This is a genomic window from Alcaligenes faecalis (assembly GCF_002443155.1).
GTDB classification, from domain to species: Bacteria; Pseudomonadota; Gammaproteobacteria; order Burkholderiales; family Burkholderiaceae_B; genus Alcaligenes; species Alcaligenes faecalis.
Window position 1 is genome coordinate 3,186,833 of sequence record NZ_CP023667.1, and the last position, 21,133, is coordinate 3,207,965.

Here is a 21,133-nt window from a genome sequence, read left to right on the forward strand (position 1 = left end):
ATCAGCCCAACACGCCCGACAGAGTACGGCGTACGTCTTCTTCCGTGCGGCCACTGCGCTGGATGTAGTCTTGCAATTGGTCCTGGCCAATATTGCCCACGTTGAAGTACTTGGACTGCGGGTGACTGAAATAGAAACCCGACACGCTGGAAGCCGGAATCATGGCGTAGCTGTCGGTGATGAACATCTCGATGTCCTCACACTGCAAGACGCGGAACATATCGTGCTTGACCACGTGTTCCGGGCAAGCCGGGTAGCCGGGTGCAGGACGAATGCCCTGGTATTTCTCGTCGATCAGCTCTTCGTTGGACAGGCGCTCGTCTGTCACATAGCCCCACAAATCCGTGCGGACACGAGCATGCAGACATTCCGCAAAGCCTTCGGCAAAACGGTCGCCCAGCGCCTTGATCATCAAGTCGGAGTAATCGTCGCCAGCAGCCTGGAAGCGCTCGGACAATTTATCCACGCCAATCCCGCCGGTAACCGCAAACATGCCGATGTAATCAGCCACGCCGCTTTCTTTAGGAGCGATGTAGTCAGCCAGACACTTGCTATCGACACCTTCACGCTTGACGCCTTGCTGACGCAGGTTGCGCCAGGTGAACAGAACTTCGCTGCGCGATTCGTCCGAGTAGACCTCGATATCTTCACCATTGACGGTGTTGGCAGGGTAGAACGCAATCACGCCGTTTGCCGTCAACCAGCGACCTTCAATGACTTTCTTCAACATGGCCTGGCCTTCGGCAAACAGGGTCTTGGCCTGCTCGCCCACCACCTTGTCTTCCAGAATGGCCGGGTACTTGCCGAACAGGCTCCAGGTCTGGAAGAACGGTGTCCAGTCGATGAACTGGGCAATATCGGCCAAGTCGTAATTCTTGAAGGTACGACGACCAATGAATTTGGGGCGTGGCGGCACGTAGGTGGACCAGTCGATGGCAGGCTTGTCTGCGCGCGCTTTTTCCAGAGAGATCAGCGGAGTGGCTTTGCGATTGGCATGGCGCTGGCGCACTTGTTCGTACTCCTCGCGCACCTCGGCCAAAAACTCGTCCACATTGTCCGACACCAGTTGAGTAGCCACACCCACGCAGCGGCTGGCGTCAGGGGTGTAGATAACCGGGCCGTCGTAATGCGGGGCAATCTTCACCGCCGTGTGCACACGGCTGGTGGTTGCGCCACCAATCATCAAGGGAATATTGCGCTCGCGGAAGTAGGGGTCACGCTGCATCTCGGACGCAACGTAGGCCATTTCTTCCAGGCTGGGGGTGATCAAGCCGGACAGGCCCACAATATCGGCCTCCACTTCCTTGGCCTTGGCGAGGATCTCGGCACAAGGCACCATCACGCCCATATTCACCACTTCAAAGTTATTGCACTGCATCACCACGGACACAATGTTCTTGCCGATGTCGTGTACATCGCCTTTCACTGTGGCAATCACCATGCGGCCTTTGGAGCGCACGTCACCACCCGCGGCTTCAATCTGACGCTTTTCTTCTTCGATGAAAGGAATCAGGTGGGCCACAGCCTGCTTCATCACACGCGCGGATTTCACCACCTGCGGCAGGAACATCTTGCCCTGACCGAACAGGTCGCCCACCACGTTCATGCCGTCCATCAAGGGGCCTTCAATCACGCTGATAGGGCGACCACCCTGGGCATCGATCTTCTGACGAACTTCTTCCGTATCTTCCACGATGAAGCTGGTAATGCCATGCACCAAAGAGTGGATCAGACGCTGTTCGACGGTGGTTTCACGCCAGCTCAGGTCTTCCTCTTTCTTGGCGCCGGAGCCTTTGACGCTCTCGGCCATTTCCACCAGGCGTTCAGTGGGGGTGCGTTCGTCCGCCGGATCGGTTTTGCCTTTGGGTTCGGCCCGGTTCAGGATCACGTCTTCAATCAGATCGCGCAGATGCGGCTCGATATCGGCGTACACGCCCAGCTGACCGGCATTCACAATACCCATGGTCAGACCTTCCTGAATGGCGTAGTACAGGAAGACGGTGTGAATGGCCTCGCGCATGGCTTCGTTGCCACGGAAGGAGAAACTGACGTTGGAAATACCGCCCGACAAGCGTGCGTGCGGCAGATTCTTGTGAATCCAGCCCACACCGCGAATAAAGTCCAGACCGTAAGTCGCATGTTCGTCCATGCCGGTTGCAACAGCAAAGACGTTAGGGTCAAAAATAATGTCCTCTGGCGGGAAGCCAACCTCATCAACCAGCAAGCGGTAGGCGCGTTCGCAAATTTCTACCCGACGCTCGTAGCTATCGGCCTGACCTTGCTCGTCAAACGCCATCACAACAATGGCGGCACCGTATTTACGGCACAGACGGGCATGTTCCAGGAAAGGCTCAATGCCCTCTTTCATGGAAATGGAGTTCACGATGGCCTTGCCTTGAACGCAACGCAAACCGGTTTCGATCACATCCCACTTGGAGCTGTCGATCATGATGGGCACACGGGCAATATCCGGCTCGGAGGCAATCATGTTCAGGAAACGATGCATACAGGCTGCCGAGTCCAGCATGCCTTCGTCCATATTGATGTCAATAATCTGTGCACCGTTTTCCACCTGCTGACGGGCCACCGACAAGGCTTCTTCGTAGTTCTCTTGCTGAATCAGGCGCAAGAAAGCCTTACTGCCCGTGACGTTGGTACGTTCACCCACGTTCACAAACAGGGTTTCTTCGTCAATATTCAGTGGCTCCAGACCCGACAAACGGGTTTTGACAGGAACTTCAGGAACAATGCGGGGAGGCAGCTTGCGGCACAGCTCGGCAATGGCGGCAATGTGCTCTGGCGTCGTGCCACAGCAGCCACCCACCATATTCACCAAACCGGCTTGCGTGAACTCTTGCAGCAGGCTGGACGTATCGGCAGGTGTTTCATCAAAGCCGGTCTCCGCCATGGGGTTGGGCAGGCCTGCGTTAGGGTAGACACACACATAGGTGTCACAAATCTTGGACAGCTCGGCCACGTAGGGACGCATCAAGGCAGCGCCCAAGGCACAGTTCAGGCCAATCGTAATAGGACGGGCATGACGCATGGAGTTCCAGAAGGCCTCCACGGTCTGACCAGACAAGATACGGCCCGAGGCATCCGTGACCGTGCCCGACACCATCACCGGAACGCGTTCACCGCGTTCATCAAAGACCGTTTCCAGAGCAAAAACAGCCGCCTTGGCATTCAGCGTGTCAAAAACGGTTTCAATCAACAGAATATCGACGCCACCATCCAGCAAGGCTCGAACCTGCTCCGTATACGCTACACGCAGTTGCTCAAAGGTGACGTTACGGGCGGCCGGGTCATTCACATCCGGCGAAATAGAAGCCGTCTTGGGCTGCGGGCCCAAGGCACCAGCCACAAAACGCGGCCATTCAGGTGTACTGAAGGCATCGCGCGCCTGACAGGCCAGTTGGGCAGAAGCCAGGTTCAGGTCATAGCTGATGCCCTGCAAATCGTAGTCACCCTGGGCAATATCCGTTGCACCAAAGGTATTGGTGCTGATGACGTCGGCGCCGGCGGACAGATATTTCTCGTGAATTTCGCGGATGATGTCAGGGCGTACCAGCGACAGCAATTCATTATTGCCCTTCACATCCTTGTGATGATCCGCAAAGCGCTCGCCCCGGAAATCGGCCTCGCCCAATTTGTAACGCTGAATCATGGTGCCCATCGCACCGTCCAGAATCAGAATTTGCTGCCCCAAACGGCGCGCAAACTCGGCACCACGCGTATAGGCAGAGATCGGATAAGGCAAGGCAGGATAAGACACTAAAAGCTCCGTAACACGAAACGGGACATTGACGGCATCTGACAGCAAGAGCCGCGAGAATGGTGGATTGGCGCCACAATTGTAGCGCTTTGTACAGCGAATCCACCCTAAACACTTAACCTTTGCCCCAGCGGCATGTAACATTTTCCGCTCGGAAAGAGGTGCTTTCCGGCCCATGCAGCCCTGGGCCTGGGAAAGTCAAATGGGAAACGTGAGCGGTTCCGCCCTGGAACTGCCAAACGTGCTGCCCCCGCAACGGTACCTGCTACGCGCAAAGCCCGATACCAGCCTGCTTCTCGACCCTGAATTCATGGCCGTCCCACGGTGGGCGGCTTCGCTTACTGATGTGCGGGGACGCACATCTCACAGGAATCTCCATGACACTACTGTCCATCAGACCTTTGATGGTCGCCCTGGCGGGCGCCCTGCCTTTGATCGCCACGGCCCAAACTGCCCCTGTCGCCAAACTGGATCAAATTGTTGTTACCCCTAGCCGCATGGCTCAGCCACTGAAAAACGTGGTGGGTGACGTGACGGTGATTGATCAGGAAACCTTGCAGAAAGCAGGTCAAAGCAGTGTGGCCGAAATTTTGCAGCGTCAGCCTGGGGTGGAGATTTACAGCAGTGGGGGCCCGCAGACTACAACGGGCATTTACCTGCGCGGTACCAATCCACAACATACCCGCGTCATGATCGACGGGATGCGCATCAACAGCTCCACCAGTGGTTCGGTGAACTGGCAAGCGATTGACCCCGCCCTGATCGAACGCATTGAAATTGTGCGTGGCGCAGGCAGCAGCCTCTATGGCTCGGATGCCATTGGTGGTGTGGTGAACATCATCACCAAGAAAGGCGGCGGCGACCGTGCCTTGAGCGCATGGGGGAATGTAGGCCTGGGTTCGCAAGACACCTTCAAAGCCAGCGCCGGTTTTTCAGGTGCGGGCCAAGGCTGGGACTACAGCCTGGCTTCCAGCTACGGCACCAGCGATGGTTTCAACGCAACCAACCCGCTGTCCTTCAGCTACAACCCGGACAAAAATGGCTACACCCAACACGGACTGAACGGTTCTCTGGGATATGAATGGGCACAAGGCCAACACCTGGGCCTGACTGCCATCAACAGCTTTATGGATGGTCAATTCGACAACGGCCTGTCCGAACGCCGCACCCCCAGCACGCAAACACGTCAGCAAGCCTACGGCCTGACCAGCACCAACAAGCTGTCTGAGTTGTGGACCAGCCGCCTGAATGCCTCGCTAAGCAAAGAAACAGTAGAAAACCGTGCCTTTGGCTCTCGCTATTCCACACTGCAACGCCAATACAGCTGGCAAAACGACCTGACTGTGGCGAAAGGTCATACCGTCTCCTTGCTGGCCGAGCGTCTGGAAGAGCGCATGACCCACAGCACCGTACACAAGGACGACAAGCGCAACACCAATGCCTTTGCCCTGATTTACCGTGGCGATATCAATCAACATCACCTGCAAGCCAGCGTGCGTAACGACAATATCAGTGGCTATGGCAACAAGGTAACGGGTGGCTTGGGCTATGACCTGGATATCACCAGCAACTGGACAGTAGGCGTCGCCGCCAACACGGGCTTTCGTGCACCTACGTTCGCGGACTTGTACTCGCCATACAACTGGGGCTTCCAAGGCAACCCGGATCTGAAACCGGAAAAATCCCGCAACGTCGAAGGCCATATCCGCTACACGGACGATACGACTGAGCTGGGCTTGGTGGTCTACCAGAACCGCATCCGCGACATGATCAACCCTTATGTGTGTGACGCCAACTTCGAGTGCACGACCAGCAACACCGAAAAAGCGCGTATCACCGGCTTGACTTTGACGGCCATGAAGCAACTGGGCGACACCACTTTGAGCGCCAGTGCTGACTTCACCGACCCAAAAGATAGAAACACCGACAAGCAATTGGTGCGCCGTGCCAAGCAAAACTACAAAGTGGCTGTGGAGCACAAGTTTGGTGAGCTGAAAACCGGCGCAGAGTACCTGTTCGCCTCCCATCGCTATGAAGATGCGAAGAACGAACAGCGTCTGGGCAGCTACGGCCTGTTGAACCTGACCGCCAGCTACCCTCTGACCTCCAGTCTGGAGGCCCAACTGCGTTGGAACAATGTGCTCAACAAGGATTACACCTTGGCTCGTGGCTATAACAACGCCGGCTCCAGCGTGTTCCTGAACTTTGCCTGGCGCATGTAATCAGTAAAATCAGCTTTGCTTGATTCTGGCGCGGATCTGCACAAGAGCCGCGCCATTTACTTAAATGGCGCATGATGCCCTCTTTGCCTGCGACTTATCGTCTTCAGCACCCGACGCGCTCTGTCTGGAGCGGATTGGGGCTATGGGGTTTGCATTCCCTGTGCGTCCTGCTTTGGGGATTTCCTATCCTGACGCAAGCGCAGGAGCAAGACCCGCTGCTGTCACAGGCGCAGACTCAAGCACAGCCCGAGACACAGACACAGACACAGACACAGACACAGACACAGACAAGCACAGAGCAAAGCACTCAAGAAGTACAGAGCAAGCAGCAAGATAAAACAATACAAAAAGCCGCGACAGAGCAAGCAGTCCAATCCCCACAAACCATTGCTCCAGCACGCGCGATTAGTCTTGCCCCTCACATCACTGAGATCCTGTTTGCCGCCGGTGCTCAAGATCACTTGATCGCCGTGGACAGTTCCAGCGACTACCCTTCAGCTGCCAAGGAGCTGCCCCGCATTGGGGACGCCTTGCGCGTGAACCCGGAACGGCTTCTGGAGCTAAAGCCTGATCAGGTCTGGGCCTGGCAAGCCAACCAGATCGGTCCTGAATTACAGCGCCAGCTACAGCAAACCCATATCAGCCTGATCTTTGCCGCTCCTGAAAAACTGGACGATATTCCCGCCTTTGTCCGTCTGGCAGGAGACAGCCTGGATACGGCTGAGGTCGCCGTGCCGATGGCTGCTTTGCTGGACAATCAGATTGCCGCCCTGCGCCAGAACAGCCGCTTGGGCGAGACTGTCAGCGTGTTTCTGGAAATCGGCTCTGAGCCTTTGTACACCTTGGCGCGCGATCCTCTGATTCAAGATGTGCTGAACACCTGCAAGGCGCAGAACATTTATGCTCGCCATGCTGCCGTCGCCCCCACCATCAGCCTGGAAGACGTGCTGCACAAGCGCCCGCAAGTGGTCATCATGGCCTACCGTGACCCGGCCCAACTGCGCGCACGCCATCTGTTCTGGGAAAAGCATCTGGGGCTAAGTCCCCACGCCTTGCTGAACCTGAACCCGGATGCGCTGTACCGCCCCGGCCCCAGGCTGATAGAGGCTACTCGCGAACTATGCGAGCAACTGGATCGCTATCGAGCCCAGGTATCCTGAGCGGTTTTCTACTTCGGCTTAGAACTGATACTTCACCGCCAGCATCATGTTGCGCGGTTCGCCCCAGGTATAGGTGCTGTACCAGGAGAACATGGAGTAATAGCGCTTGTCGAACAGGTTATTGACGGTGAAGGTGGCCGACAAATTCTTGTTGAAGCGATAACGCGCCATCGCATCCACCAGCCAGTAGCCCGAGACCGTATGCTGCACCTTACCCGGCGATCCGGGGCGGCTGACGTCCCCCCAGGTCTTGCTTTGCCAACGTGCACCGCCACCCAGAGTCAGACCATTCAGATCACCCTCGAAATCGTAGGTGGTGTAGATATTGAACTGATGCTCGGGCGATAAGGTCGACACCTTTTCACCATCGCGGCGCGACAGCTTGTAGGCATAGCCTGCGTGCATCTGCCATTGCGGTGTCAGCTGACCAGCCACTTCCAGTTCTACGCCATGCGTGCGCACACCTTGAGTCGCCTCGTAAGCGATACCACCCGATGGAGTACGACCACCTGTTTCCTTGCCAAAGTTATCCTGACGCAGCTCAAAATAAGCCAGGCTGGACGTCAAGCGGCCACCCATGAATTCACCTTTGACACCCACCTCGTAGTTATCGCCGCGCAAGGGGTCCAGAGTACGGCCGCCCTCGTCTTGCAGGTCTTGAGGCTGGAAGATATTGGTGTAGCTGGCATAGACCGAGAAGTTGTCGTTCAGGTCGTACACGGCTCCAACGTAAGGCACCCATACGCCCGTCTCACGCATATCCATCTTGTTGTAGTTGGCGTAGCGGGTACCCAGCAGCAGCTTCAAATCGTCACGCAGGTTCAGGCGCGTACTGACGTACAAGCCATTTTCTCGTGTTACTTCACGATCATCGCCCAGATGCTGCCAGTTCATGCGCGGCCAACGGCCATCCCAATCGTAGTAATTCGCGACATCGGTATTGCTGTTTTCACCATAAGACGCATTGGTCCAGCGACGACGCGATACGCCGCCCCCGACAACCAGCTCATGCTCGCGCCCGAACAACTCAAAGGGGCCGGTCGCATAGAAGTCCGCCGTATTGGAGACCGTCTTGCCCACGTAGCGCCCGGACCATAAGGAGGTGCCTTTGCCCGTCAAAGGATCGGGATTACCGGCAGCTACCGCCGCCAACTCGGAGTCATAACCATTGATCAGATGATTGAGCTGCACCTTGGCCATCCAGCCGCTGTCGAACTCATGCTCCAAAGTGGCAAAAGCCGAGCGGGTGTACTGATTCCAGCGACTCCAGCGCGTACCGTTATTAAAGGAGCGGTCCATATCGTTGAAGTTGCCTTGCGCGTCATAAATCGGGATGCCGCCCCAGGTCGAGCCTTTGGGGTCGTTGTCCTGCAAGTCCGCCCCCAGGGTCAGGCGGGTATCCGGTGTCAGGTCGGCTTCCACAATGCCGTACAGCACCAAAGTCTGACGCTGGTAATGGTCCAGCTGGCTTTTCTTGTCCTGATAAGCGCCGACCATACGGCCACGTATGGAGCCTGTCTCGTTCAAGGGGCCGGAGAAATCCACCTCACCACGATAGTTATCCCAGGTACCTGCGCCCGCACTGGCGTGTCCTTGAAACTCTGGCGTTGGCTTTTTACGAATCATATTGATTGTGGCGCCAGGGTTGCCACTGCCGGTCAACAGACCGGAGGCCCCTTTCAAGACTTCAACGCGGTCGTAAATTGCCATATCGCTGAGCGTATTACCGGCGGAGTAAGGCGAATCCCGCAAGGTGGGGATACCGTCGTACTGGAAGTTCTTGATATCGAAGCCACGAGCCTCGTAGGCGGTACGTTCGCTGTCGTAAGTAATGATGCTGACGCCCGGCGTATGGCGCACCACATCATCAATACTGGTCAGATTGAAGTCGTCCATCTTCTTGCGGGTGGTCACGCTGATGGCCTGCGGTGTCTGACGTGGCGTCAGGCGCAAACGGGTTGCCGTGGCAATCGTGCCCGCCGCATACGTGCCTGAACCTTCGGTGATATCGCCCAGCGCATTACGGCGTACTTCAATACTGGCCAACGACTGCACACCAGCGTCATCAGCCAAAGCACCGCTATCGGGCACGGCAATCAAGACATAGCCCTGATCCCGGCTTTGAACCTGAAACGGCTGCCCGGCCAACAAGGCGGCAAAGCCCTCCTGCACGGAATACTGACCCTGCAAGCGCGGAGCGCGCAGGCCTTGCAATCGGGAGGAATCCATCACCAGCGCTACCCCGGCCTGTTGAGCGAACTGGCTCAAGCGGTTGGCCAGATCCCCGGCTTCCAGCGCATAGGCTTGGGTCGTCTGGGCCGAGGCCGGTGCCACATTCAGCATCAAGGCCCCCACAAAGGCCAAGCCCAGCAGGCGGCGGCAGGTATTGGGCATGAACGTCGTCTTCACAAGCGCCAAAGGCGGCGCACTCTTCGGGACCATGAAATCTCTCCTTCTTTGGCAAGGTCTATCCGTTAAAGACGCACGAGCCCAAAAAAGCGGCAATCAAGGCCTGAAATTAATCATCAATCCTTCATCTGGCGTGTTCTGCACCTGCAAGCGGGGATACAAATCTTTCAGCAAAGCCAGAGCCGACAAGGGTTTGTCAGCAGGCAAGACCGCGCTGACCGTCAGCCCCTCCATGCCTTGCGGATTGATCTGTGTTTTGCCGGAATACTGGCGGGTGATCTGCTCCAGAGCCTGTGCCAGAGGCACATGCTCCAGAAGCAGCTGTCGCTGATCCCAAGTCCGTATGACGCGGTTCACATCGGTCTGAAGATTCGCCCCGAGACCTTGCGCATTAATCTGCACCTGATCGCCCGGCTCCAGTTCGCGAGCCGCTTCCGGACCCCGGTTGCGCGGATAAGCCAGCACCCGAGAAGACAGCACCGTCAGCAGTGTGCCTTGCGGCTGTTCCTGCACAATAAACTCAGTACCCAAGGCTTGCGAGACGGCCTCGCTGCTCAAGACCCGCAAAGGCCGATCCGGCTGCTTGGCCACCACCACTCGGACCTGCCCTTCCAGCAGCTCAATATCCCGATACTGCTTGCTATACAAAATCTTGACTTGCGAGGCCCCGGCCAGCTCCAGGCGAGTGCCATCCTCCAGCACCACGCTGCGCCATTCTCCGGCAGCGGTGTGTACGGACTGATGAGACCAAGGCAACACAAAGGCCAGAATCGGCAAGATAAACACCACGGCCCAGAGCAGCAGCATCATGCCCTGACGCCAATCACGCAACAGCTTGGGACGCGCCGACAATCCTGCATCCAGCGCACTGCGGCCAGGGGGGGTATTGGCTTGTACAGCCAGTTTTCTGACTCTGCCCAAGACCGCTTCCATGCCTACGGCTGCAGCTTCATGACGCGGATCCTGCGCGCGCCAGGCCATGAACTCGGCCTGAGCCTGTTCGGTGAACTGTTCGGGATCAGACAAGAGCACAACCCATTGGGCCGCCTGTCGCTCTATTTCCTCGCTGGACATGGGGCTCAAGCTGGGATCAAGGTCTGAACATGGAGCAAGGCCTGCACCAGATCATTGCGCACGGTGCGTTCGCTGACACCCAGGCGCTTGGCCACGGTGGATTGCGTTTCCCCATCCAAATAGCAGCTCAGAAACACCATGCGAGCTCGCGCGGGCAGCTCGTCCAGAGCCTGGGCCAACAAGGCCAGCGCTTCCAGGGTTTGGGCGCACTGCTCTGCCGAGGGTGCTTGTGCCCCTTCGGCCAAGGTCGCCTCCAAGGCTTCCAGATATGCTTGCTCGACAGCCATGCGTCGGCTGCGATCAATTAACAGCCTTCTGGCCGTGGTAGCCAGAAACGCACGAGGATGACGTAAATGATGAACGGCGCAGGGGGCCAGCAGCAGACGCACAAAAGTGTCCTGAACCAGATCTTCCGCCGTAAAGCTGCAATGCAGACGCGCGCGCAACCACCGCAACAACCAGCCACGGTGATCCTGATAGAAATCTCCCATCCCGATGGGCGTTGACGGATAGTCCATAGACCCTGAACGCACTAATCAATAATCATTCTCATTCCAAAATTATGACATGAAAAGACAAGGATTCTGATGGCAAGGGCTGCAAGCGTCGTCTGGCCACGACAGATCATCGCCGAAAAGCAGCTAATCGCCCTGCAAGGGCTGTCAAAAACAAAGGGGAAAGGCGTGCGGACTGGAAACAAGAAGGCGGGCATCGCTATCAAGCCATGCCCGCCCAACGATCCATGCACAGATCACTCCAACAACGCGAGATTAAGCCCCGAGTTTCCGGGGCATCTGCCAAACCCTTACATCACAAAGGAAGGCAGGGTCAGCACAGCGTGAGTGGGCTGGCAGCGGAAGCCTTCTACATCGTTCAGACGGGCTTTGGCACGACGGGACAGATGCTTGAGGACCTGGCTGCGCTCCACGGTAGGCAGTGTGGACAGTGCATTTTCAATGGTGCGACCGGACAGGTCGTTGAGGGCGTAAGCAAACTTGCGGGCACCGTGGGTTTGCAGCAGCTCCAGCAGGTAGCCTTGGCGCTGGCGGGATGCAGCCAGGCGCAGAGCGTCTTGTAGAGCGTTGTTGTGTGGAGCGGAACGGAACAGGTTGAGGTGGAACATAGCATTCTCCTTCGGACACGGGGGCCCAGAAAGAGTGCTTACCTCATCAGAGGGGCCCGCTTTGTGGTCCAGCGTCCAATTGACTGGTCATTAAGGAGGCTTGCCCTTTACAGGAACAAAGCCATAAAGAAGGATCAGGGTCCATTTACTTTTAAACGTGAGTAGTTAAAAAAGAAGGCGCAAGGGTTTTTGCACCAACAGTATTTTCGCATCTGTGTGTGGGCTTGTCTGCCTGGCATTGGCACACTTTCCATCACCCTGAAGCCATCAAAAATATACTTAGGGATAAGTGATTTGCTCCCTTATCCCCAGACACCTGCCAGCTTTGCGGACCCCCTGGCCTGATACAGGATCAGCCCAAGCGCAGGAATGCAGTGCTTTATTTAGAAGTGATGCGTCACACCCAAAGCCACACGGCTGCTACGCGGTTCGCTGGCACTGGCTGCCGTTTCCATATCAAAGCGACGTCCTTGAGCCGCAAAGGCATAGACGCTGGTACGGGGCGACAAGGCATGCACATAGCCCACAGACATCACCTGAATGCGACGTGCGCGCTCATCGGTATCCTCCCAGCTCCAGTTCGGACGACCCAGGGACCATTGCAGCTGAAACTCGCCCTTACCCACAGGAATCGCCGTACCTACATACCAGGTATCCAAACGGCCACCGTTAATGAACTCCGCCGGGCCCAAGCCTTCCAAACCCTTGTCTTCCAGATGGGCAGGGCCATCATCACCATTCAGGCCCACAAAGCCATTGCTCTGACGGCTCCAGCCTGCTGCAAGGCGGGCTACCTCGAAGTCATAGCTGGCACCCAATTGCCAGGCCGTAGGACGATTGGATTCGACACGACTCAAGCTCTCGTAGCTGGCCCCCAGCAACCAGGCCCCCTCCTCGTAGCGCAAGGCCACGCTATAGAGTTTGCTGCGAGAGCCTCCCATGCCTTGCTCGCCCACGTCCGCGCTGTAGCTGGCTCCTAACTGCATGCCAGCCCATTGCGGGCTGCGCCAGCTGAACTGATTGGAGATCTGGTAGTTGTCCGAGGCACGCATCAGGGCGCCCATGCCAAAGTCTTTCCAGGAGCCCACTTCAATGGCAGAGACAAATTCCTGGCCCACGGTGTACTGGCGTCCAAAACGCAATTCGCCCCAGTTGTTACTGCCCAGACCCAGCCAGGCCTGATAGTTGAACAGTCGATCGGATTCCTCGGCCCGGCCTGCAGCCAGATCAATGCCGCTTTCCAGATTGAAGGTGGCACGAAGCCCATCGCCCAAATCCTCATGGCCGCGAATCCCCCACAGGGAGTCCGTCTGCCCGCCACTTAGCAGGTCACGCTGCGAGCCTTCGCCGCTCACGCGCGTCCAGCCCAAACCGGCATCCAAAGTGCCATAGAGCTGCACCGAGGTTTCAGCATGGCTGTGGCCAGGCATCAGCGCCCCTGCCAGACCAAACAGGGCCACCCCTGCCGCTAAAGCAGCGGCTTTGCTCAATTGAAAAGGGCTGCGCTCCAGCACACGACGCCAGCCGGAAGCGACAGGAACAGACTCACGCATCAGAACGCCTAACAAGGTTTGACTACCCGTCGCCACCACCACACCGTGTGCGGTCCCGGCCACAACCCGGTCGCCCATGGCGCACGTATCGGGTGCAGCCTGCAAAATGGCGCGGTTCAGAATCAGGTGATCCTGATGGATCAAGCGCAGATCCGCCGGCACGTAATCACCGGCAGACAACAGCACGATATCGCCAGTCACCAGCATACGAGCCGGCACGCGTGACTGGTGATCCCGCGCCAGATCGTACATGGTCAAATCACGGCGCACCTGACAGGTTTGTTTTTTCATGGTCTGGACCACCTGGACCAGATCAGCGGGGCTGGAACGCAGCACCCGTATTTGATTGGGGCCGTTCTGTATCAGACGGCGCAAGACTTCATCAAAGGCCAGACCGTGGCGCTGGGTATTCAAGGCTTGCAACACTTGTGGCACGCTGCGGGTGGCGTAGTAGCTCAGCGCACAGTGGGCGCGGCGTACCAGACGCACCGGGCTCTGGTGTACGACGGCGCTGTGATCGGGATGGTAAAACTGGCTTGCATTCATGGGGACCTCTACACATTGGTGCAGGGACGGCCACCCCGCTCTAAAAGGCTAAGGATGTGTTTACCGTCGCAGTGGAAAGACAAAAATCGCGAATTGATTCGGGTAGGAGTTGCCGCCCGCTGGCTTGCATTCAGAACCAGCGGGCACTATCTCGTGGTCATCGGCCATCGACACCTCTGTTTCGTTCAATGAGTTCTTCAGTAAACAGCCTGCGTGCCGCACCAGCGGGCCGGCACACAGCGCTCCCATCAACGCAATGCACCCGATTTTTTGATTGTCCAGATCGGTACTGCCGTTAACAGCAAGACGGTGACCAACTGCACCCACATGGTGCCTTCCCAAGACAACTCGGGCATGACATGGAAGTTCTGGCCATACCAGTTGATCAGGGCTGTACCGGGCACCAGCAAGGCCCACAGCACCGTAAAGACTTTGGTCACGTTCAGATCGCTCATGGCTACGGACTCACCGGCAGCGCGCCAATGAAAACGCTGGCGTTCAATGGCGAAATGCGCACGGCGCTGCATGCCCTCAATGGCGGCAATCAGCTCGTCCACGCGACCCAGATTCATGCTTTTTTCCTGATAGACCCAACGACGCAAGCGCTGCGCAGCCTGCTCCAGATCATCAATGGAATGCATCACGTGGGACAGCGGCTTGTGCAGGGTTGCCATGTGGCTGTCCAGATCAATCATGTCCTCGGCACCACGGGAATAGTCCGTACCTACATTGGACAGAAAGCCGCGCAAGGACAGGGTCGAGACACTCAGGCCCTGGTCCATGCGGTCCAGCACTTGCGAGGTCTGCGCCAGCAATTGATAAAGCAGGGTCAACGCCAAGGCGTGGGAGCTGGACAGGGACATTTCCTGGGCACTCAAGCGCTCCAGCGCCTGACCCGGACGCAACAGGCGATGGCCGGTTTCCACGGTATACAGGGGCTGGTCGTCCTCGCCCAGACACCAGATCAGATCGGACACCTGCATCTGCTCGTCGTTCAGGCGCACGCAGCGTATGCGTGTCGCCATCCCGAGGCTGGCCTGGGCTTGCGGCAGCAGATCCACGCGATACAGCTTGCCCAGATCTTCCAGCGCCTGACGGTCGGGGGCCTGCAAGCGCCGCCAGGAAGCCATATCCTTGAAGCGGGCCGTCATCGCATCCACCCTTTACGTTTCACATACGCCAGAGGAGCCAAGGCAAATACAGCGGTCATGCCCATGACTAGCCACTCACCGCCGATGATTTCCAGCTCGGGCATATTGGCAAAGTTCTGACCATAGAACGCCGCGATCAGCGTAGGCGGCAAGAACACCGCGGTAACCACTGTAAAGACCTTGATCACCTGGTTCTGCTTCAAATCCAGCGTGGTCATCAAGGACTGCTGCAAGTTGCGGATCTTGTCGTGCTGAAAGCGGGCATAGCGACGCAAGCTTTGAATATCCGAGAGCAACATGGACAGGTTCTCTGCGCTTTCACCACCGGGAGTACGACGTAGCCAACGGCCTGCGCGAGCCAGCATCAATTGCCCTTCCACGGTTTTGGCGACCAGCTCCTCGGCCTCACCCAGACCGATAGCGGTACTGGCAATATCCGCTACCCCGGCCTGACGGCCGGAGGTATCAAAGCCGCCACTGGCTGCCGCCACCGTATCGCTGCGCTCATCCAGACGTTCGGCAATATCGGAAATCGTGGCACGAGCCTGGTCGTTCAGAGCCTGCAGGATCATGAACAGAATTGACGCGGGGCTGGGCGCAGCTTGTCCGGCCTCTGCCATGGCGTTCAACTGCTGGCTGACTCGCTCCAGCGTATGAACCCGGACGTCCTGCTCCACGCTGATCAGGCGGTCCTTGCTCAAGGCGAACAGCAGGCTGGTTTCGCGGTATTGCTGGCCCTGGCGTATCACCATCTCCACGGGAATCAGAATAAAGCCTGCTTCTTCCGCCGCTGCTCGGCCCCGTTTGACGCTCAGATCCAGGCCCAGCTTGGCCTGTGCCGCGGCAAGCTCATCGTGACGGCTGGCCGACAACTGCAACCAGGCCGTTTTTTGCCCGCGCTTGTCGCTCAGGCTGGACACCACCGCGCCCCCCTGTTTTTTATCAGTCATGGCTTAGTCCTCGCTTTGTACCTGTTCGGCTTCCGGGGAAACCATGTAGTGACCATACAAATGCAGACCAGCAAAGCTGCCCAGAATCAGGATGTACAGCACCACCACCGCAATCATGATTTCGCGCTCGATATGCGCAGTGCGTGGGCGACTGGCACGCGCCCGATCAATAGCCTGACGGCGCTGCTGGACAGCCGCGTTGGAGTCCGACTGCAAACTCAAATCTTCATTCCAGACCAGACCACGCAACTTATCCGAGCCTGCTGTTGCCATCTCGGCGCTGATTTTCTGTGTGTTCAACATATGAAATCCTTCCCATTCATTTAATTGTCAAAGGCAGCGAGCCCAGGGCTCACCCGGCGCGCTCTAGCGCAGCCAGCCCCGGTGTTTCACATAGATCAGCGGCAACATGGAGAACAAGGCGGTGGAAATAATCCCCACCATTTCGGCGTGCTCCCATTGCAAAATCGGCATATAGGCAAAGTTCATGCTGTAGTAGGTCGAGATCAGCATGGCGGGCAGGAACACGGCAGTCACTACCGAGAACACTTTCACAATCTGGTTCTGCTTCACGTTCAGCGCCATATTGTTGGTGGTCTGCAAAAGGCGGACGCGATCGTGCACAAAGTTCACCTGCTTTTCCACAGCCTCAATGTCGTCGATCAAGGTATGGAAAACGGGCTTCAGTTTTTCCTGGTCTGCGGGCAAACGCGCCAGGGCATGGCGGGCAGCCATGGCCAGCTGCAATTGGCTTTCCAGACAGTCGGACAAGAGTTCTTCCACTTCGCTCAAATCCATCTGGGTGGAGACCACATCACTGACGCCAAAGTCGCGGTCCTTGGTTTCCAGGCTGTTGAGCACGGCATTGGTCTGGGTCAGCACCTTACCCAGATCGTGGCTCAGCGCGTCCAGCAGTTCATCGGCAGCATCATTAATGGACTGCAAGATCACGGCAAAGCTTTCAAAAGCATCGTTTTCGCGGCCATCGCGCTGCAAGCGCTGCAGTGCCTGGGCCAGCGGCTTGGGGCTGGGATCAGGTTCAATGGAGACCAGGGTTTCACGACTCAGGATGAACACCACACGGCTGGCTTTCTTCAACCCCTTGTCCACGTTCAGAAACGTCACGGGCACAAAGCTGAAAGGGCCTTCCTGAGTGGGACTGTTCTGCAAGTTCTGTGGAATCTCCACGCCCAGCTTTTTACGCAGGCCACCGATCTGCTCGGTGGCATGGATACTGATGCGCATCCAGTTATTGGGCTGGCCGTCGTTGCCAAAGAGCCGCGGCGTTTTATCTTGGTCCGTCATTGTTGATCTCCATCAGAACGGGGCTCTGGGGAGGTGGACGCATCAGGCGATTGCGTCGAGGTCCCCATGTAAAAGCTGGAATGCGAGCCGGAGGTGGAACTGGTCCGGGTTTCCAGGTGCGAGTTGCTGAAAAACAGCCAGCTCACCACCACAATCAAAATGCCCCACGAAGAAAGCAGCATGGAAAAAGACAGACGTTCGTAGCGCGACCAACGCTTGCGGCCCTTAAACGGCGCGGCACTGGGGCGACGCGCCGAGCGGGTCCAGACCTGAGCGGCAAGCGAGTTGTCCTGATACGGTTTGCTGCTCAAGGAAGAGGGAATGGTTTGCGGCATAGCACTCTTTTGGTTTGATGAAAGCCACAGCAGTCGTCCATGGCGATGCGATCCCCGCATGGGCCAGTCTGCTGTGGTGGGTTAAATAGAAATGGGTAGCGTTCAGTGCTCAAGAGCGCTGGGGCTGGCGATACTCACGCAGCCAGTCCTGCGTGCCGTAACGGTGCGGAAACAGGGTGAACAGGCTGGGCGAGGGGCCATGAGTCCGGCGGCGGCCCAGATTCCCCACCCGAACGCCAGTGTGCATGGCACTGTGAACCTGGTTGCGATCAAATTCGGGAAGCATGGCCAGAACATCGGCACGGACACGAGCCGAGAGCTTGGGCAGAGCCCGTGCAAAAGCCAGGGTGCCGTGCGAGGCCAGCAAGTCACACACGGCAGCGGGGCGGCAAGTGGCGACAGCCATGCGCAAAGCGCGCTGCAAGCTATCGTGGGGGCGGGAAAACAGCATGGGATTCTCCTGGGCACACGGCCACAGAGGTACCCCACACGTCTTAGACCGTGAGGAACCTGGAGCCGGTGCTCAATTCGCAATGAGGTTTCATGCGGGCATGAAACGCTGGGCAGAACGCGGGGCTGCGTCTTTCAGATTCAGGGTCAGGGCCCAAGAACGTGCTCCTTTAACAATCAAAAAATATCGGCTGCCTGCCTGGGTGTCCTGCATGGGCATCAGCCATACACGCACTGTCTGTTTCAGGGCGACAAGGCATCTGACCTTGTCCAATCGGACTCAAGCCCCAGGCACATAAACACCTGAGGCTTGGGTCCGAGCGATAAAACAGAAAGAGCACATGGAATCTACGGATCCCTCAAGAAAACTCCCGTTCTTGAGGAACAACAGAATTTTCGCATCGCCACCCTGGCAGGGCCAGCCTGCATTGGGGCCTGATGCATGGCCTTAAACATAAGGCGAATATGCCAAGGTATATATTTGCTTCGTCCGCACGCCAATCCGGCCCGCATCCTTGGCCTGCTCTGTGCCCAGGCCAAATACCCAACCAACATGGCCAAGTCGCTGTACGGGTTTTCCTGCGGGCACCGGCCAAATGGATTATTCTTGCAGTGTTTGCCCAGCAAAAAACCAATTCTTTATCCGTCAACGAAGACGGATGCGCAACAAAGCACCACCATGACCCAAACAGTGAACAACGACCCCTTTATCCTGGCCGGAACCAGCTACCAATCCCGGCTGTTGGTAGGCACCGGTAAATACAAAGATTTTGATGAAACTCGTCTGGCTATTGAAGCCAGCGGCGCTGAAATTGTGACTGTGGCCATTCGCCGCACCAATATCGGCCAGAACGCCAACGAGCCCAATCTGCTCGATTACCTGCCCCCTTCCAAATACACCCTGCTGCCCAACACTGCGGGTTGCTATACCGCTGACGACGCCGTGCGTACCTTGCGTCTGGCTCGCGAACTGCTGGACGGTCACAAGCTGGTCAAACTGGAAGTGCTGGGCGACTCCGGCAATCTGTTCCCCAATATGCCCGAAACCCTGAAAGCCGCCAAAACTCTGGTGGATGAAGGCTTTGATGTCATGGTGTATTGCGCCGACGATCCTATCCAGGCCCGCATGCTGGAAGATATTGGCTGTGTGGCCATCATGCCTTTGGCCTCGCTGATCGGTTCGGGCATGGGCATCATCAACCCCTGGAACCTGCGCCTGATCATCGATCAGAGCAAGGTGCCTGTGCTGGTGGATGCCGGTGTGGGGACGGCCTCGGATGCGGCCATTGCCATGGAACTGGGCTGTGATGGTGTCCTGATGAACACCGCCATTGCCGGTGCCCGCCAGCCTGTGATGATGGCCAGCGCCATGAATCTGGCGGTACAAGCCGGTCGCCAGGCTTATCTGGCTGGCCGCGTACCCCGCAAATACTACGATGCCGACCCCAGCTCCCCTACCGAAGGGCTGATTCACTCCCGTACCTGATCGAGACATGATTCCCAATACGCTGACCATTGCCGGAGTTGACCCCTCCGGCGGCGCCGGTATTCTGGCTGATGTCAAAGCCATGAGCGCTCTGGGTGCTTATGCCACCGCTGTGATTGCCGCTTTGACGGCACAAAATACCCAAGGGGTCACCGGCATCAGCCCGGTTCCTGCCGACTTTGTGCGCCAGCAGATTGATACGCTGTTTGCCGATGTGCGCATTGATGGCGTCAAGATCGGCATGTTGGGCCAGGAAGCCGTCACCACTGTGGTGGCCGAACGCATGGCTCACTTCAAACCCAAGCATCTGGTGCTGGACCCGGTAATGATCGCCAAAAGTGGCGACCATCTGCTGGAAAAGTCGGCCGTTCATGCCTTGCGCGAGCAACTGGTGCCCCAGTGCACCATGATCACGCCCAATCTGCCCGAAGCCGGTGTCCTGCTGGACGCCCGCCCGGTAGAAACCGTCAAGGAAATGCGCCAGGCCGCCGAGCGCCTGCGTCGCCTGATGAATCACAGCGATCAGCGCTGGGTCTTCCTGAAAGGAGGCCACCTGCCCGGTTCGGACTGCATAGACTTGCTGCACGATGGCGACAAGATGATCGAAATGCCCGCCAAGCGTATTGATACTGCCAATACGCACGGCACTGGCTGCACCTTGTCGGCTGCACTGGCCGCCCTGCTGCCCCAGTACAGCAACGTGCCTGACGCCGCCCTGGCTGCCAAAAAGTACTTGTACGAAGCCATTGCCCGTTCGGGGGAACTGACAGTGGGCAGCGGACACGGTCCGGTGCATCACTTCCATAAACTGTGGCCATCGTCCTGATACGTGCCGTTTGATCGGGCCGCTTGAAGGCCCCTGTCTTATGTCTACACTTGGAATTATTGTCGCCATGCGCGAGGAGCTGGAGATTGTGCTGGAGCGCTTGCAAGAGCCCCAGACCATCCAGCGCGCCGGCATGGACTTTCATCGCGGCAGCTATCTGGGCAAGCCCGTCGTGGCCGTGGTCTGCGGCGTGGGCAAGGTCAATGCGGCGGCCTGCACCCAGATGCTGATCTCGGAATTTGCCGTGGGCAGCATCATCAATATCGGCATTGCCGGTGCAGTTGAGCCCAGCATCCGGCCAGGCGATATCGTCATTGCCGATACGCTGGTCCAGCACGATGTGGAACTGCAAGCCCTGGGGCTGGCACCGGGACAGGTTTTCCGTCTGGATACCTTTGATTTTCCAGCTGACCCCGCCCTGCTGACGATTGCCCAAACCGCCGCCCAGCAAATCGAAGGCCATCAGGTCCATACGGGCCGAATTGTTACCGGCGACCAATTTATCGCATGTAACGATAAAATACAGTGGTTAAGCGCCACCTTTAATGCCTTAGCCTGCGAAATGGAAAGTGGCGCCATTGCCCAGGTGTGCTATCTGAATACCGTGCCTTTTGTCTGCATTCGCAGTATTTCAGACAATGCCAATAACGAAGCACACATGGATTTTGATACCTTTTTGCCCATCGCCGTCAATAACGCCAGCACCTTGCTCCACGCGATGGTGCCGTCCTGCTAAGCCCAACTGCGCATCTTTATCGATGCGCTGGC

Annotated in this window: 17 protein-coding genes and 1 riboswitch; of the genes, 5 read left to right on the forward strand and 12 right to left on the reverse strand. The window is 57.4% G+C overall.

Translation table 11 applies throughout. The features are described 5' to 3' along the window. Position 1 precedes the first annotated feature (1 nt). Positions 2–3,775 (reverse strand): methionine synthase, encoded by a 3,774-nt coding sequence (metH, locus tag CPY64_RS14880; protein ID WP_042486609.1) that lies wholly within the window; start codon positions 3,773–3,775, stop codon positions 2–4. A gap of 142 nt (positions 3,776–3,917) precedes the next feature. Beyond that, positions 3,918–4,082: riboswitch (cobalamin riboswitch) on the forward strand. A gap of 70 nt (positions 4,083–4,152) precedes the next feature. Here metH and CPY64_RS14885 point away from each other — a divergent pair. Then, on the forward strand, positions 4,153–5,997 hold the full coding sequence (locus tag CPY64_RS14885) for a TonB-dependent receptor domain-containing protein (RefSeq protein ID WP_052362979.1): 1,845 nt from the start codon (positions 4,153–4,155) through the stop codon (positions 5,995–5,997). 188 nt (positions 5,998–6,185) lie between these two features. Then, positions 6,186–7,157: an ABC transporter substrate-binding protein gene (locus CPY64_RS14890; protein WP_373862637.1), complete on the forward strand. Its 972-nt coding sequence runs from the start codon at positions 6,186–6,188 to the stop codon at positions 7,155–7,157. Positions 7,158–7,175: 18 nt separating this feature from the next. Here CPY64_RS14890 and CPY64_RS14895 read toward each other — a convergent pair whose 3' ends face one another. The 11 genes from CPY64_RS14895 to CPY64_RS14945 form a co-directional block, all read right to left on the reverse strand. Beyond that, on the reverse strand, positions 7,176–9,599 hold the full coding sequence (locus CPY64_RS14895; RefSeq protein ID WP_226791385.1) for a TonB-dependent siderophore receptor: 2,424 nt from the start codon (positions 9,597–9,599) through the stop codon (positions 7,176–7,178). 63 nt (positions 9,600–9,662) lie between these two features. Continuing rightward, complete coding sequence (locus CPY64_RS14900) at positions 9,663–10,640, reverse strand: FecR family protein (protein WP_042486612.1); 978 nt, start codon at positions 10,638–10,640, stop codon at positions 9,663–9,665. 5 nt (positions 10,641–10,645) lie between these two features. Beyond that, complete coding sequence (locus tag CPY64_RS14905; RefSeq protein ID WP_042486616.1) at positions 10,646–11,158, reverse strand: sigma-70 family RNA polymerase sigma factor; 513 nt, start codon at positions 11,156–11,158, stop codon at positions 10,646–10,648. Between the two features lie 287 nt (positions 11,159–11,445). Next, positions 11,446–11,763: a hypothetical protein gene (locus CPY64_RS14910; protein WP_042486618.1), complete on the reverse strand. Its 318-nt coding sequence runs from the start codon at positions 11,761–11,763 to the stop codon at positions 11,446–11,448. 383 nt (positions 11,764–12,146) lie between these two features. Beyond that, positions 12,147–13,862, reverse strand: a complete 1,716-nt coding sequence (locus CPY64_RS14915; protein WP_052362980.1) for a porin — start codon at positions 13,860–13,862, stop codon at positions 12,147–12,149. 248 nt (positions 13,863–14,110) lie between these two features. Further along, positions 14,111–15,013, reverse strand: coding sequence for a CorA family divalent cation transporter (locus tag CPY64_RS14920; protein ID WP_042486622.1), 903 nt, complete (start codon positions 15,011–15,013; stop codon positions 14,111–14,113). Further along, positions 15,010–15,963, reverse strand: a complete 954-nt coding sequence (locus CPY64_RS14925; protein WP_042486625.1) for a magnesium transporter CorA family protein — start codon at positions 15,961–15,963, stop codon at positions 15,010–15,012. The genes CPY64_RS14920 and CPY64_RS14925 overlap by 4 nt, the downstream gene beginning before the upstream one ends. A gap of 3 nt (positions 15,964–15,966) precedes the next feature. Then, complete coding sequence (locus CPY64_RS14930; protein WP_042486628.1) at positions 15,967–16,266, reverse strand: hypothetical protein; 300 nt, start codon at positions 16,264–16,266, stop codon at positions 15,967–15,969. 63 nt (positions 16,267–16,329) lie between these two features. Then, on the reverse strand, positions 16,330–17,268 hold the full coding sequence (locus CPY64_RS14935; RefSeq protein WP_042486631.1) for a CorA family divalent cation transporter: 939 nt from the start codon (positions 17,266–17,268) through the stop codon (positions 16,330–16,332). Continuing rightward, complete coding sequence (locus CPY64_RS14940) at positions 17,265–17,603, reverse strand: hypothetical protein (protein ID WP_052362981.1); 339 nt, start codon at positions 17,601–17,603, stop codon at positions 17,265–17,267. The genes CPY64_RS14935 and CPY64_RS14940 overlap by 4 nt, the downstream gene beginning before the upstream one ends. A 109-nt stretch (positions 17,604–17,712) precedes the next feature. Further along, positions 17,713–18,054: a hypothetical protein gene (locus CPY64_RS14945; RefSeq protein ID WP_052362982.1), complete on the reverse strand. Its 342-nt coding sequence runs from the start codon at positions 18,052–18,054 to the stop codon at positions 17,713–17,715. Between the two features lie 678 nt (positions 18,055–18,732). On the opposite strand from CPY64_RS14945, the gene CPY64_RS14950 reads away from it, so the two are divergent. Genes CPY64_RS14950 through CPY64_RS14960 form a run of 3 tightly spaced genes read left to right on the forward strand, consistent with a single transcriptional unit; the run spans position 18,733 to position 21,101 of the window. Beyond that, positions 18,733–19,539, forward strand: coding sequence for a thiazole synthase (locus tag CPY64_RS14950; RefSeq protein WP_042486634.1), 807 nt, complete (start codon positions 18,733–18,735; stop codon positions 19,537–19,539). A gap of 7 nt (positions 19,540–19,546) precedes the next feature. Next, the gene (thiD, locus tag CPY64_RS14955; RefSeq protein WP_042486637.1) at positions 19,547–20,365 is read left to right on the forward strand and encodes a bifunctional hydroxymethylpyrimidine kinase/phosphomethylpyrimidine kinase; all 819 of its coding nucleotides are present in this window, start codon (positions 19,547–19,549) and stop codon (positions 20,363–20,365) included. A gap of 40 nt (positions 20,366–20,405) precedes the next feature. Then, positions 20,406–21,101: a 5'-methylthioadenosine/adenosylhomocysteine nucleosidase gene (locus CPY64_RS14960; protein ID WP_042486639.1), complete on the forward strand. Its 696-nt coding sequence runs from the start codon at positions 20,406–20,408 to the stop codon at positions 21,099–21,101. Positions 21,102–21,133: the final 32 nt, after the last annotated feature.